Below are 14,427 nucleotides of genomic sequence, written 5' to 3'. Positions count from 1 at the left end.
AGCGGAAGCAAAGAAGTTAGGTGGGGGATCAACTGCCCGTAAAAGCCCGATTGGTTCAACTAATAATCAGTGGGAGATGAACAAAACCCCCACTGATTAAAGTTTCACTTTATCATTTTACTTTATAATATAAATTTACAAATTGCCCAAAACGTTTCGTATCCGTTAAAGTTAAATTAATTTCTGGATTCTTGTCTTGAAATAACGGAACTCCAGAACCTAATATGTGAGGGGTAATCGTGACAACATATTCATCAATTAGATTATTCTTAAAGAATTCTCTCAGTAGACTCCCTCCACCGACCATCCATATTTTAGATCCTTCTTGTGCTTTTAACCTTTTTGTAAACTCCACTACATCTTCATTTACAAACTCTACATGTCCGTCCGTGCCTTTTTCTGAATTAGAAAACACATAACATTTTTTATCTAAATACGGGAATGTCTCTGTATGCTCTACTACATAATCGTACGTTCTCTTTCCCATTATTATTGTATCAATCGTTTCGTACATTTCTGTATAACCGTTATCTCCCTCTCCTTCTGTTTCCATTAACCACTCTAAATCATCATCTTCTTTCGCAATATATCCATCCAAACTAGCTGCAATAAATAAAACTATTTCACGTGACATATCTTTTCCTCCTTGCATCTCATCTTGATAACATATGATGTAAACAATATACTAACAATAAAACATGACAATTTATGTCACGTTAAAAAGAAAAGGTGATACATTTGTCAAAAGCTAAACGCTTATTAGATATTCTTATATTTGCTTCTGCGAAAAAAACATTTACAGCTCAAGAAATAGCTGATGAATTTAATATTTCCGTTCGTACGGTTCATAGATACATTTTAGATTTAAGTGATATGGGATTACCCATTTATGCTGAACAAGGTCGTAATGGAGGATATAAAGTATTAACAACTAGGGTCATTCCACCTATCTTATTTACGGAAGAAGAAGCGGTCTCCATCTTTTTTGCCTTTCAATCTTTAAGCTACTACAGAGACTTGCCTTTTAATACAGAAATCAATTCTGTCACTCATAAACTATATAGCTCTCTACAACATGAGGCGAAAGTGAAAGTTGATAAAATACGTTCTTATATCGCCTTTTGGAATCCGAAGAGAACAATTGAGACCCCACTTTTAAACGAAGTGTTAACAGCGGCTATTGAAAATAAAAATTTACACTTTCAATACGAATCTAAATCAGGGGTAAAAACAAAACATGTTCATCCGATTGGTGTATATGCTCACGACGGGTTATGGTACTTACCGTCCTATGACTTCGGTAGAAAAAAAGTATTACTGTATCGCGTCGATCGTATTCTCTCAATATTATCGATGGAAGAAAATACAGATACATTCATGAATTTAGAAGAGTGGTTTGCCTCTAACTCTAACGTAGTACACAATCCTACTCAGTTACATGTTTTACTGACAACAGAAGGCGTACGCCAATGTAAAAGCGTTCCTTATCTTGAGGAATTCGTTATAGTAAACGAGGATGGGACAGGATATATAAATTCAACAATTGATAAAGGTGAGATTAACTTTATTACTCCTTTATTTTATAGACTTGGAAAAGATGCAAAAGTTTTAGAACCGAAAGAATTGATAGATGGTTTACGTATACGTGCGAAAGAAGTTTTAAGTATGTATGAAGATTAAAAAGGCGTAAGAGAAATTCTTTTACACCTTTTTAGTGTGCAATATTTTCTCTATCTCTTCTTTTAACAACATCTTTATTTCTTCCAAATTATGATTCTTCTTTTCCTCCGGTTGCACCGTATAAAACTCAGCAAACGAACGCTCTTTATATCTTGGTACGACATGCATATGGTAATGTGTTAACTCGTTAAATACTCCACCATTTTGAAAAACTGTAATTCCATCTGGTTTATATAATGCCTTAATCGCTTTTGCAATCAGCTTAGAAGCATCCATAATTGATCTTGCTACAACGTCATCTAATTCGTCTACTTCTACAACATGCTGCTTTGGCACAATTAAAGTATGTCCTGGGTAGAAAGGCGCATGATCTAAAAAGCAAGTTACATAATCATCTTCATATACTTTATATATTTTTTTCTCTTCGTTTGCTAATTTACAACCTAAACAGTCCACTACACTTTCCCCTCTTTCTAAAAACATAAAAACGTGAGAATACGGCTCTCACGTTTTTATGTTTCATTTTATTAGTTCAATTGTTTCTGTAACTTTTATACTATCTTTTACAGATTGAACAATCGTGCAATTCTTCACTGCAAGCTGCAATGCTTTGTCCAACTGCTCTTCTGTAATGTTTTCCGCTTTAATTTTATAGTGCAAATGAACACTTTCAACTGGTTTGGATAAAGCTTCACTTCTACCAATTTCAGTTTCGATCGTAAACGTATCGTATGTAATACGTTTCTTTTCTAAAATTGTTCGAAAGACAATTGCACTACATCCTGCGATAGAAGAAACGAGTAATTGTAACGGTGAATACCCGTTTTCTTTTCCAATCGCTAATTGAGCGTACGATAAATCTGCCTTTATATCATCGTGTTTGATTATTAGTTTCATTTGTTTTGTCCATCTCCACTTTCATCGGTTTCTGCTGTTTCTTACTCATATAATAATAATATATATAGCAGAAAATGATAAATGGAATACCGCAGTATAACGCCATTCTTTGTTCAGGAATAAACGCTAAACTAATAACAACGATGCTATTTGTAATTAAAGCTAAAATTGGAACAATCGGATATAGTGGTGTTCTATACTTTAAGTCCTCTAACTTTCCTCCGCCTTTTATATACTGACTTCTAAAGCGAAGTTGCGATAGAGCAATAATGATCCAACTTGAAACAGCCGATAAACCAGCTATCGATAATAAGTACATGTATACTGTATCTTCTGCAAGGAAACTTGTGAATAGGGATAATCCAGCTACCGCAATCGTTACGACTAGCGCTGTAATTGGAATACCACGTTTATTTACTTTCTTGAAAGAAGTTGGTGCCATTCCTTCATTTGCAAGTGACCATAATATACGTGTCGCTGCATATAATCCAGAGTTCGCTACAGATAATAACGCAGTAATAATAACGAAGTTCATAATATCAGCTGCATATGGAATACCGATTTTATCAAATACAACTACGAATGGACTTTCAATTACGCCTGCTTCCTTCCAAGAAATTAATCCTACTAAAATTGTCATTGTTAAAATGAAGAATAACATAATACGCCATACTGTATTACGGATCGCACGTGGAATTGTTTTTTCTGGATTTTCACTTTCTCCCGCTGCAATTCCGATTAACTCTGTTCCTTGGAACGAGAAGTTAACTGTAATCATTGTAAGTAATACGGCAGCTAGTCCATTTGGGAAAAGTCCACCATCGCTTACAAAGTTAGAGAAAAGAGGTGCTGCTTCTTTTCCGTCATACGATATAAATCCTAATAATGCACTACCACCAAGAACAACAAATGCAAGGATTGTAATTACTTTAATACTAGAAAACCAAAATTCTAATTCGGCATAACTTTTTGCCGAAATTGCGTTTGAAGCATATAAAATAACGCCGAATACAAGGCACCATACCCAAACATCAACATTTGGAAACCATCTTTTCATCATTAAACCGATTGACGTTAATTCTAGTCCTACTGTTACTGCCCAGCCAAGCCAGTATAACCAGCCAATCATAAAGCCCGTTCCTGGTCCAATAAACTTCGTTGCATACTTTTGGAAAGATCCCGAAACCGGCATTGCTACCGTTAACTCTCCAAGACAAAGCATTGTTAAATACATAATAAATCCGCCTACTAAATATGAAAGGATGGCTCCCCCTGGTCCAGCCTGATTAATAGTGTAACCTGAACCTAAGAAAAAACCAGTTCCGATTACACCACCTAGTGCGATCATAAATAAATGTCTACTCTTCATCGTACGATGTAATTTCTCATTCGTTGGTTGCTGCATCTAAATCCTCCCCCTACCATACCCCTATGTCTTGTTAAAATTTTCTGATAATAAAAATATACACGAAAGCGATTACATTTTCTATATAAAATTAAAACTTTTCTGATAAAATAATATAAAAAATCTAATTATCGCAAGATTTAGATTCTATTTAGAGGAAAATAAGGATAAACAAGGAAAAAACTCTTACATATATTGTAAGAGTCAACGAAGTTCTAACCTTCTCGATAAAATTGATAAACTATAATTTACGATAAAATACATACAAGCAACTACTATAAACGTCGGAATCATATAATTTACATTTTGCCCGCTAATAATTTGAGCATTATGAATAAGCTCTGGTAGTGATATAACGACTGCTAGCGCTGTATCTTTCAGCAATGAAATAAACTGACTGACAAGTGGCGGGACCATTCTTCTTAATGCTTGTGGCAAAATAATATGCCACAGCGCTTGAACATACGTTAATCCGGAAGACCTCGCTGCTTCGATTTGCCCTTTTTCGATAGATAATAGACCACTTCGAACAATTTCAGATATCATTGCAGCTTCAAATATTGTTAAAGCAACAATTGTAGCTGTTATAATTTCTAATTTCAAGCCTGCTTCTGGAAGTGCAAAATACGTGAAAAATATAATTAACAGTAGTGGTAAGTTTCGAATCACTTCAACGATAATTCCTAATATTTGTGAGACGACAGGTATTTTCGTGTAGCGCAATATTCCTATTACACTACCGATAATAAAGCTAAGTACAATTGCTACGAGCGCTACCTCTAACGTTATAAGTAATCCTTTTAATAAAAATAGAATATGATCCCCTGTAATTGCTCCCTTAAAATCCATTTACACCGCCTCCTTTGCCAAGCGTTTTTCTAAATAACGCACTAGCATACTGAGCGGAATTGTTAATATTAAATAAAACATCCCGACAAATATATAAACATCAAACGTAACAAACGTCTTCGTTGAAATTAAATCTCCTTGATACATTAAATCAGTACCAGCGATAATTCCGAGTATGGAAGAGTTTTTTACTAAATTGAGAAATTGATTTCCTAGAGGAGGAATTACGATTTTCATCGCTTGAGGTAAGACAACATAATACATCGCCTGTACATACGTTAACCCTGAAGACCTTGCTGCTTCCATCTGACCTTTCGCGACTGATAGAATACCAGCGCGAATGACTTCCGCAATAAAAGCTGCCGTATATACCGTAAGCGTAACTGTTCCTGCTACAAAACCATTTAAAGTAATTCCTATTACAGGTAAAGCGAAATAAAATATAAATGCAATTAATACGAGTGGAATATTTCTTACAAACTCTACAAAAGCTGATCCTACCCAATTTAAAATACGAATCGGTGCAATACGCATTACCGCCAAAATTACTCCTAAAATAAAGCTTCCTATTAATGCAATTACACTAGACATAACTGTATACTTAAAGCCTTCTAAATACATATCAATGTTATTCGTTAGTATAGAAAAATCAGGCACATATTCTCCCCTCTTTCTTTACAAGAAGAGGATGAGCATCCCTCATCCTCTCACTCTTATTATTTATTCCAATTAAGTGTCACTTTATTTTTCTTGTTTTTGACCAATCCATTTCTCATACAATTTATCGTATTCTCCATTCGCTTTCATATCTTTTAGCAAGCTATTAATCTCTTTCGTTAAATCATCTGCACCTTTTTGCACTGCAATTCCGTACGGTTCATCCGTGAAAATTTTCCCTACAACTTCATAATTTGAATCTTGTTTTGCCATGCCGTAAAGAATTGCATTATCTGTCGTTAAAACATCACCTTTTCCTGCTTTTAACGCCGTAAACGCCTCACTGTAATTTTCAAATTCTAATACAGTCGCTTCTGGTGACTTTTGACGAATGTTATTTGTAGATGTTGAGCCTTTTACAGCTAATACTTTCACACCTTGTTTTATATCATCAATACTCTTAATATTGCTTCCTTTTTTCACAAGTAACGATTGCCCTGCTTTAAAATATACATCTGAAAAATCAACTTCTTTTTTACGTTCTTCCGTAATTGTCATTGTTGCGATAATTGCATCAATGTCACCGTTTTTCAGTAGTGGAATACGCGTTTTAGACGTTACTTCTTTTAATTCTAGTTTCTTTTCATCTCCAAGGATTTTTTTCGCAAGCGCCTTTGCGATATCAACATCAAATCCTTCTACCTGCCCTGTTGAAGGATTTTTCAAGCCAAATAAGTTCGTATCATTCTTCACTCCAACTACTAGTTTCCCCCGCTTCTTAATTTGTTCAACAGCCCCGCCTTGCTTCGTATTCGTTTCTTTCGCCTCATCTTTTTTACTTCCGCACCCAGCAACGACAAGTACGAATAAACATGAAAATACGATTAACGTAAACAACTTTTTCATTTTAAGCATGAAATTCCTCCTTTAATGATTTAACACTCTTCTTAAAAATAGACGCGCTCTTTCTTGTTCAGGACTTGCAAAGAATTGCACTGGTGTTGTATCCTCAATGATTTGGCCATCATCCATAAATAAAATTCGATCTGCTACTTCTCTTGCAAATCCCATCTCATGCGTGACGACGACCATCGTCATCCCTTCTTTAGCTAGCGTTTTCATAACATCAAGTACTTCCCCAATCATCTCCGGATCAAGAGCAGACGTAGGCTCATCGAATAGCATAATTTCCGGCTGCATCGCAAGTCCTCTAGCAATTGCTACCCTTTGCTGTTGTCCTCCGGATAGTTGATGCGGATATACATTAGCCTTCTCCGGGATTCCTACTTTCTCTAAATAAAACATTGCTGTTTTTTCTGCTTCTTCTTTGGAAACTTTATTTACTTTAATAGGTGCTAGTGTAATATTTTGAAGAACCGTTTTATGCGGGTATAAATAAAAATGCTGAAAAACCATCCCGATATTTCGGCGTAATTCATTCATATCTGTTTTTGCATTGTGTACCTCCGTATTTTGTACGATTAATTCTCCGTCGGTAATTGTCTCTAGCTGATTTATACACCGAAGCAACGTGCTTTTTCCTGATCCTGAAGGACCAACTACTACTACCACTTCGCCTTTTTTCACTTGCACATTAATATTTTTCAAAACTTGAAAGTTGCCATAATATTTATTTACGTTACGAAACTCTATCAACATACTCACCCCTTCCCCTAACAAAGCATGTACATTCTTTTTATATTCAAAAACAGTCCCAAAAATAACTTTTAGCTTCAATTTGTCCATAAAAAAAAGCAAAGAGTTTCCCCTTTACTTCTTCATTTCTATTCTGTTAAGATACTTCTTCTTTCTTATCTTTCCCGTATTCATGCTCCCAGAAATCAGCATTTTTAATTCCTAATTCCTGCGGATCAAATACTGGATCTTTACCTTCTTTTTTCTGCTTTTCATAGTCTTTTAATGCGATCAATGCTGGTTTTTGTAGTAGTAAAATCGCGATAATGTTAACCCATGCCATAATCCCTACACCAATGTCACCTAAAGCCCATGCTGTTGCAGCTGTTTTTACACAACCATAGAATACGACTCCTAAGAATACAAATTTTAGTACGATGGACATCCAAGGACGGTCTTTATCACGATTTAAGTATGCAATATTCGTTTCTGCAATGTAGTAATACGCCATAATTGTTGTAAACGCGAAGAATAGTAAAGAGATTGCAACGAAACCATTTCCAAATCCAGGGAAAACAGATTCTACCGCTGCCTGTGTATAACCAGGACCCGGCTGTGCACCATTTAATTTATTGACGATAAAGTTTTTTCCGCTTGCATCAAATACGTTATACATGCCTGTAATAATCATCATAAATGCTGTTGCTGAACAGACGAATAATGTATCAATGTAAACGGAAAATGCTTGTACTAACCCTTGTTTAGCTGGATGTGATACTTCAGCAGCTGCCGCCGCATGGGCCCCAGTTCCTTGCCCTGCTTCATTGGAATAAATACCACGTTTTACTCCCCAAGAGATTGCTAAACCAATAATTCCACCAAAAGCTGCTTCTAATGCAAATGCACTTTTTAAAATTAACATGAAAGCATCTGGTAATTTTTCAATATTCATAGCAACAATGACGCAAGCTACTAAAATATAACCAAGCGCCATAAATGGCACTACAACTTGCGCTACGTTAACAATTCGCTTAACTCCACCAAAAATAATAAGCGCTAATGCCGCTACTAATACCGCTCCAGATACAGAAGTATTAATACCGAAAGCTGTTTCCAAACTTACAGCAATACTATTTGCCTGAACACCCGGTAACAGCATCCCCGTTGCAAGAATTGTTGCTGCAACGAATACTAATGCATACCATTTAACCCCTAACCCTTTTTCAATGTAATAAGCTGGACCACCACGGAATTGCCCTTGATGCTTCGTCTTATATATTTGTGCAAGTGTCGATTCTACATAAGCAGAACCTGCTCCTAGAAAAGCTACCGCCCACATCCAAAAGACAGCTCCTGGTCCACCAAATGCAACAGCCGTTGCAACACCCGCAATATTTCCTGTTCCAACGCGCCCTGATAAAGAAAGTGCTAACGCCTGGAACGAAGAAACACCAGCATCCGATTTTTCTCCTTGAAATGTAAGCTTCACCATTTCTCCTACATGCCTTACTTGTAAAAACCTCGTTCGAATGGAAAAATATAAACCTGCTCCTAAACATAAATAAACAAGTGCTGGACTCCAAACAATATTATTGATCCAACTTACGATAGCTTCCAACATTCCCCCTCCTCTTTTTATAAAGAATATTCAGAATATATATAAAATTATAAGTGTATACCGAATCTAGGACAATATTATTTTAATAAAGTAAACATATTTTTGTATAAAAAAACAAAGTATATATTTGTTTTATATACTTTGTTTTGAACTAAATGTATTATATATTCACAATTGCTTCTTTTTTGATAATTCTTCCGTATAGCTCTTCCGATAATTTCAAGAAATTATCAGGCATATCTTTCCCTTTAAACTTCTTTTGAAGCGTTCCATATAAACCTATATCACGTAAGCGTAAAAATAGTGGTAACGATTCATACCAACTATCCGCCAGCCTGTGCTCATATTCGTATCCTTTTCTTAACACTTGTAACTGTTTACGAGCGAATGTCGTCTTCTCCTCCACTGTCCACGGTGTAAAAAGGACCGAGTAATAAAGAACCATTGCCAAATCATGAATGAAGTAATTATAGGCCGCATCATCAAAATCAAAGATTGTAAGCTCTTTCCCATCATAATGGAAATTACCTGGATGAATATCGCCATGCATAAGGCCGAATGTTTCTCTTCCAATTGGAAGAGTCTTTATTTCCCCCATTAATACAGCAGCAACCTCTTTCACTTTCTCATCTTCTAATTCATTAACAATTCCACTTTCGTCTTCTTCCCACGTATCACGGTAGTCTGTTTTAGGATAATCCATTGTAAGGCGATGCAGTTGTCCAATCGCTTTTCCCCACGCTTCAAAATAAGCATTTCCCCAATAAGGCGATTCTTCTCCTTTTACTTGCTCACCTTTTGCATATGTAAATAAGGAAGCGAAAAAGAAAGTCCCATCCTCTGCTGCGATTTCTTCTACAAGATTTTGAGACGTTGAATAAAGAGGTCCTGCTACCTTTGCCCCATTCTCCGCAACATATCGTAAAAAATCTAGTTCAGCCTCTACCTCTTGTTTAGAGCGATGAGAAGAATGTGTTAAACGTAATACGTAATCTTCATCATTATCACCCTTCGCCTTAAAAATATAATTCTCAAAATCTCCAAGTGGCTTTTCTTCCACTGTTACATGAAACAAATTCGCTGCTGTTTTTAAAATCTCTTTTGTAAAAACACGTTCTACAGCTATTTCCATATATATCCCTCCTATATATCTTCTTAATTCGACACAAATGTTAGAAGTACTGCTATGAAATTGAATAATGCGTGGGCAATCATAGCTGATAAAATAGAATTTGTTTTCTCATATAACCATGCAAATACTACCCCACTCAAAAAATTCACCAGTAATGTGTTATATGTAGGGATATGGACAACGGTAAATATTATGGAACTAATAAACATACCGCCCCACATGCCATATCTATCACGAAAAAATGTATAAAAAACACCTCGATATAAAATTTCTTCATAGATTGGTGATATAATTGCTGCTCCAATTACCGCGATACAGAATGAATAGATTGATTTATCATTTTGGACCGTCTCCGTCTTACTATTCTCAAAGGAAATACCCATTTTCTCCATTATCACTAATACAGCAATACTAGCTACAATTAAGAAAATTACCGCTCCAACTGTCCATAAAAGATCTTTCCATGAAAGCTTCCGAATTCCAATATCTTTCCACGAGAGTTTATATCTTTTGATACAAAAAAGATAAACTACAGTAGTAAATATCACTGCCATTATAAAGCCCATTAATACTCCAGCATATAGTGAGTTACCTATTATTTCTAAAATATATTTATAAAAAAGAGATTCAACAGTTACTGGAACAATAACAAATACAAACATAAATAAATATAAAATTTCTTTCCATCCCCACATATCCCTCAAAGTCATTTATATCATCCCCTATACCCTATTTTCTATAGTATAAAAGATGACGTAACGTAACTTTCAAGCTACTTTGTCAAAAATAATCCAAGCATAAATTTCTCACAAAAAGCAAAAATTAACAGAAGCAACTTTATCTAAAAGAGGTGGAAATTATGACAGAGAAAAAAGAACAACAAGAGAGTACGGGCCAAAAGCATATGTTTCCATCACTTCCGGAGAACATTAATTACATTGAAAATAAACTTTCTCATTCTGATGATATAAAAAAATTAGATCTCCCTTTTCAAAACGGAAAAGGAATAATCTTATATATCGAATCTTTAGCAGATCCAAATCTAATTCATCAGTTAGCTCTTGAGCCTTTATTAACACGGTCAGACTTAGCTATAGATAAAGCTTTTTCTACATTAAATATGAAAAAAGAAACGAATTTAAATTATGGTGTGCAGCTTTTATTACAAGGTAAATCCTTATATTTTCATGAACACGTCGACAGTTTTTTTATTTTCGAAACAGCTTTATCTTTAAAGCGAGATATAGCAGAGCCTGATAATGAAGGGATTGTGCGCGGTCCACATACTGGTTTTGTAGAGGATCTAGCAACTAATTTAGCTTCGATTCGTAAGCTCATAAAAAGTCCAAATATCGTCGTTAAATATTTCACACTTGGTGAAGAAATGCATACGAAAGTGGCAATTGCTTATATGCAAAACATAGCGAATGACGATTTAGTTACAGAAGTAAAAAGAAGGTTAGAAACGATTAAGACAGATGCACTTATGCCTCCAGGATATATACAAGAATTTATAGAGGATACGTCTTTCTCACCATTTCCGCAGCAATTAAATACAGAGCGTCCAGATAGGACCGCTGCAAATTTAATGGAAGGACGAGTTGCTATTTTATCTGATGGAGATCCCACAGCGCTTATCGTTCCTGTTACGTTATTTGCTTTCTATCAATCACCAGACGATTATAATAACCGCTGGATTGTCGGTTCTTTCGTCCGAATGATTCGCTTAGTGAGTTTCTTGATTGCTTTTCTCTTACCAGCTATATATATCGCAACCGTAGCCTTTCATCCTGATGTATTGCCGCTCGAACTTGTGTATACAATTAAAGCTTCATTAGAGAAAGTACCACTTCCTCCTATTTTTGAAGCTCTCTTAATGGAATTAATCTTTGAATTATTACGGGAAGCTGGTATTCGCTTACCAAGCCGAGTTGGACAAACAATCGGTATTGTAGGTGGTTTAGTAATTGGTGATGCAATTGTAAAAGCTGGACTTGTTTCTTATACGATGATCATTGTTGTAGCTTTAACTGCCATCTCATCTTTTCTCGTTCCATCAAACGATATGAGTTCAGCAGTTCGAATTCTTCGTTTTCCATTAATGATTCTTGCTGCTATATTCGGATACGTCGGAATATCATTCGGTCTAATTATAACTTTCGTTCATTTATGTCAATTACATTCATTTCATACGCCATATCTTTCTCCTGTTGCCCCGATGCGGATAAAAGATATGAAAGATTCTTTTGTAAGACTTCCAATTTGGTCGTTTTGGGAACGACCACATGATCCAAAACCGAAAAAAATGCAACGACAACATGTAACGAGAGAGGATGAGGACGGTGACAAACACGCAAAGTAAAATTTCGCTCGTTCAATTTACCTTTTTCGTTATTCAATGCCAAATCGGAGTTGGTATCCTTTCTCTACCTAACCGTCTTCACCCAATAGCAAAAGGTGGTGGATGGATTTCCGCGCTCATCGCCGGGCTTGCGATTCAGCTTATTATTTTACTAATGTGGCTTTTCTTAAAACGATTCCCTGATGCAGATATGTATGAAAGTGTTTGTATGCTATTTGGTAATAAGTTTGGAAAACTATTAGGCTTTGCTTATGTTTTTTATTTTACGCTTATCGGTATGACAGTTATGTTGAATGCTTGTAATGTCATTAAAGTATGGATATTACAAGCTACTCCTTGGTCTGCCATTCTCATGCTATTTACGATAGCTTGCTGCTATATAGCCTATAATACATTTAAAGTCATCGTACGATTTTATGTCATGGCCTCTATCCTCATTATTCCAATGGCCCTTTTAATTGCCCTAGGGCTTTCCCGAGCTGATTTCTCTTATATTTTTCCAATTACAGAAGCCGGCTGGTGGAATATAATTCAAGCATCCAAGGAAACAATTACAGCCATGTATGGTTTTGAAATCATTCTTATCGCTTTTCCAAAAGTAAATGGCAGTTCTGTCGCAAAACTGAAGGCCATTTCTATCGCTAATGGATTTGTAACACTTTTTTATACTTTTACTGTTTGGATTTGCTTTATCGTATTTAGTCCAAAACAAATTGAGCTTATTCCAGAACCAGTTGCTTACTTATTACGTTCCTTACATATTGGGATTATAGACCGGACGGATTTACTATTCATTCCCATATGGATGATAACAGTTGCAGCTTCTATCGCTAGTTATTATTGCGCTGCTTCAATCGGAGTGGGACATATATTCAATCTTGCTAATCATAAAAAAGCTGTTCCAATCATTGGTATTATTGCTTTTAGTGTAGCCTTATTTATAGATACACCTGAAGAATTAAAAGTAATCTCAACTTTCACTGATAAGTTCACGTATATTTTTATTGTTGTCCTCCCTCTTTTATTTCTACTTTATTCTGTGATACGAAATAAGAAAGGAGAACAGTATGTTCACAAGAAAAGTTAAATTACTTTCTATATTATGTGCTAGTTCCCTCCTTTCTGGCTGTTGGGATCAAGAACCATTAAGGGAAGCAAGGTTAGCTTATAGTATTGGATCTGATATTACGGAAGAGAATAAACTCCAGCAAACAATCGAGCTCGTAAAAAGTTCAAGCGGAGAGCAATCTTCATTCGAAAATGAAATACATTCAGCAACGGGGCATAACATAAGGGATACAAGCGATGCCCTAAAAAAAAATGTGACTGGGAATATTCGTTATTTTAAATATGGTGTTCAATTACTAGGAACCAAAATTCTAAAAAAAGGTATATTACCTTATTTAGATGTCAGCTTTCGGGACCCAACAAACCCAACTGCTTTAGTAAAACTTATTGCAGTAGATGGTGAAACATCCGAGATACTAGAAAAAAAGAAAGTAGGAAATTTACTAATTGGAGATTTTCTAAAGAAAAAAGTGAAAAGCTTAGAAGATATGAGTGTATTTCCAAAAGAAACTTTAGAGACAGCTGCTACAAAAATGTTAGATCCCGGTAAAGACTTTACCCTCCCTTCTATAAAAATAAAAGGAAAAGAAGTGATTACAAACGGTCTAGCTTTATTTAATAATGATAAATTAACTGGGCATTTACCTTTGAAACAATCTGTTTTATTCGTATTATTAACTGGAAAAATGGGAACAAGTGCCCGTATAACCCAAAAGCTTACTAGCGATGAATCAGAGAAAACATCTGATTATTTAACAATGGAAATTAGCAATCGAAAGTTAAAACGCGACTTAAAAATAACAACAGATAAAAAAGGAAATGTTTATGCTCACATTAAGCTCCAACTAAAAGTTATAGCGCTTGAAGCTCCGAGAGATAATCTTTACAAAATGGATGAAAGAAAAAAACTAAATAAAGAATTGTCTAAACAACTTACGAAAGAAGCTAAAAAGATAACGAAAAAGTTACAAAAAGCAAACTGTGATGCTTTCGGTATCGGCAGACACCTTATCGCCTATCACCCTGACTTATGGAAGAAGAAAAATTGGAATAAAGATTATGCAAAAGTAAAATTCAAACCTGAGGTAGAGGTAAACATTTTGTACAGTGGTGTCCTAAAATAA

At 35.4% G+C, this 14,427-nt stretch carries 15 protein-coding genes; 4 read left to right on the top strand and 11 right to left on the bottom strand.

Translation table 11 applies throughout. The annotated features are described in order from the left end of the window. Nucleotides 1–112: 112 nt before the first annotated feature. Complete coding sequence (locus MRP26_RS24710) at nucleotides 113–634, bottom strand: dihydrofolate reductase family protein (RefSeq protein WP_098678225.1); 522 nt, start codon at nucleotides 632–634, stop codon at nucleotides 113–115. A gap of 104 nt (nucleotides 635–738) precedes the next feature. Between MRP26_RS24710 and MRP26_RS24705 the strand changes: the two genes are divergently transcribed. Then, a complete protein-coding gene (locus tag MRP26_RS24705; RefSeq protein WP_197241437.1) occupies nucleotides 739–1,680 on the top strand; it encodes a helix-turn-helix transcriptional regulator in 942 nt (313 codons plus the stop codon). 21 nt (nucleotides 1,681–1,701) lie between these two features. Here MRP26_RS24705 and MRP26_RS24700 read toward each other — a convergent pair whose 3' ends face one another. From MRP26_RS24700 to MRP26_RS24655, 10 genes are all read right to left on the bottom strand, one after another. Then, on the bottom strand, nucleotides 1,702–2,136 hold the full coding sequence (locus MRP26_RS24700) for an HIT family protein (RefSeq protein WP_242807035.1): 435 nt from the start codon (nucleotides 2,134–2,136) through the stop codon (nucleotides 1,702–1,704). A gap of 63 nt (nucleotides 2,137–2,199) precedes the next feature. Beyond that, on the bottom strand, nucleotides 2,200–2,577 hold the full coding sequence (locus MRP26_RS24695) for an OsmC family protein (RefSeq protein WP_053565250.1): 378 nt from the start codon (nucleotides 2,575–2,577) through the stop codon (nucleotides 2,200–2,202). Continuing rightward, nucleotides 2,552–3,982, bottom strand: a complete 1,431-nt coding sequence (locus MRP26_RS24690; protein ID WP_001187093.1) for an amino acid permease — start codon at nucleotides 3,980–3,982, stop codon at nucleotides 2,552–2,554. Before MRP26_RS24690 ends, MRP26_RS24695 begins: the two co-directional genes overlap by 26 nt. 204 nt (nucleotides 3,983–4,186) lie before the next feature. Then, nucleotides 4,187–4,831, bottom strand: a complete 645-nt coding sequence (locus MRP26_RS24685) for an amino acid ABC transporter permease (RefSeq protein ID WP_000345978.1) — start codon at nucleotides 4,829–4,831, stop codon at nucleotides 4,187–4,189. Continuing rightward, nucleotides 4,832–5,488 carry an amino acid ABC transporter permease gene (locus MRP26_RS24680; protein ID WP_001112682.1) on the bottom strand — a complete coding sequence of 219 codons (657 nt, stop codon included), beginning with the start codon at nucleotides 5,486–5,488 and terminating at the stop codon, nucleotides 4,832–4,834. Nucleotides 5,489–5,572: 84 nt separating this feature from the next. After that, nucleotides 5,573–6,403 (bottom strand): glutamine ABC transporter substrate-binding protein GlnH, encoded by an 831-nt coding sequence (glnH, locus tag MRP26_RS24675; RefSeq protein WP_000916477.1) that lies wholly within the window; start codon nucleotides 6,401–6,403, stop codon nucleotides 5,573–5,575. A gap of 12 nt (nucleotides 6,404–6,415) precedes the next feature. Then, entirely contained in the window at nucleotides 6,416–7,234 is an 819-nt protein-coding gene (locus tag MRP26_RS24670) for an amino acid ABC transporter ATP-binding protein (RefSeq protein WP_103574428.1), read from the bottom strand. Nucleotides 7,235–7,280: 46 nt separating this feature from the next. Beyond that, nucleotides 7,281–8,741 (bottom strand): alanine/glycine:cation symporter family protein, encoded by a 1,461-nt coding sequence (locus MRP26_RS24665; RefSeq protein WP_000387486.1) that lies wholly within the window; start codon nucleotides 8,739–8,741, stop codon nucleotides 7,281–7,283. Between the two features lie 160 nt (nucleotides 8,742–8,901). Beyond that, entirely contained in the window at nucleotides 8,902–9,873 is a 972-nt protein-coding gene (locus MRP26_RS24660) for a phosphotransferase enzyme family protein (RefSeq protein WP_053565255.1), read from the bottom strand. Between the two features lie 23 nt (nucleotides 9,874–9,896). Next, nucleotides 9,897–10,583 carry a CPBP family intramembrane glutamic endopeptidase gene (locus MRP26_RS24655; RefSeq protein WP_063220871.1) on the bottom strand — a complete coding sequence of 229 codons (687 nt, stop codon included), beginning with the start codon at nucleotides 10,581–10,583 and terminating at the stop codon, nucleotides 9,897–9,899. Between the two features lie 149 nt (nucleotides 10,584–10,732). Here MRP26_RS24655 and gerKA point away from each other — a divergent pair, with 149 nt between their 5' ends. Genes gerKA through gerKC form a run of 3 tightly spaced genes read left to right on the top strand, consistent with a single transcriptional unit; the run spans nucleotide 10,733 to nucleotide 14,427 of the window. Further along, the gene (gene gerKA, locus MRP26_RS24650) at nucleotides 10,733–12,235 is read left to right on the top strand and encodes a spore germination protein GerKA (RefSeq protein WP_088115043.1); all 1,503 of its coding nucleotides are present in this window, start codon (nucleotides 10,733–10,735) and stop codon (nucleotides 12,233–12,235) included. Beyond that, entirely contained in the window at nucleotides 12,216–13,322 is a 1,107-nt protein-coding gene (locus tag MRP26_RS24645) for a GerAB/ArcD/ProY family transporter (RefSeq protein WP_061456776.1), read from the top strand. The genes gerKA and MRP26_RS24645 overlap by 20 nt, the downstream gene beginning before the upstream one ends. Continuing rightward, nucleotides 13,303–14,427 carry a spore germination protein GerKC gene (gene gerKC / locus MRP26_RS24640; protein WP_071732232.1) on the top strand — a complete coding sequence of 375 codons (1,125 nt, stop codon included), beginning with the start codon at nucleotides 13,303–13,305 and terminating at the stop codon, nucleotides 14,425–14,427. Before MRP26_RS24645 ends, gerKC begins: the two co-directional genes overlap by 20 nt.

Origin of the sequence: Bacillus sp. CCB-MMP212, assembly GCF_022748145.1 — a bacterium.
Taxonomy (GTDB): domain Bacteria; phylum Bacillota; class Bacilli; order Bacillales; family Bacillaceae_G; genus Bacillus_A; species Bacillus_A cereus.
This window is presented reverse-complemented; position numbering and strand designations above follow the sequence as displayed.

Coding starts and splice junctions, on each gene's coding strand:
- gerKA (WP_088115043.1), top strand. CDS start 10,733: ATGACAGAGAAAAAAGAACAACAAGAGAGTACGGGCCAAAAGCATATG.
- gerKC (WP_071732232.1), top strand. CDS start 13,303: ATGTTCACAAGAAAAGTTAAATTACTTTCTATATTATGTGCTAGTTCC.
- MRP26_RS24670 (WP_103574428.1), bottom strand. CDS start 7,234: ATGGACAAATTGAAGCTAAAAGTTATTTTTGGGACTGTTTTTGAATAT.
- MRP26_RS24690 (WP_001187093.1), bottom strand. CDS start 3,982: ATGCAGCAACCAACGAATGAGAAATTACATCGTACGATGAAGAGTAGA.
- MRP26_RS24710 (WP_098678225.1), bottom strand. CDS start 634: ATGTCACGTGAAATAGTTTTATTTATTGCAGCTAGTTTGGATGGATAT.
- glnH (WP_000916477.1), bottom strand. CDS start 6,403: ATGCTTAAAATGAAAAAGTTGTTTACGTTAATCGTATTTTCATGTTTA.
- MRP26_RS24685 (WP_000345978.1), bottom strand. CDS start 4,831: ATGGATTTTAAGGGAGCAATTACAGGGGATCATATTCTATTTTTATTA.
- MRP26_RS24695 (WP_053565250.1), bottom strand. CDS start 2,577: ATGAAACTAATAATCAAACACGATGATATAAAGGCAGATTTATCGTAC.
- MRP26_RS24655 (WP_063220871.1), bottom strand. CDS start 10,583: ATGACTTTGAGGGATATGTGGGGATGGAAAGAAATTTTATATTTATTT.
- MRP26_RS24660 (WP_053565255.1), bottom strand. CDS start 9,873: ATGGAAATAGCTGTAGAACGTGTTTTTACAAAAGAGATTTTAAAAACA.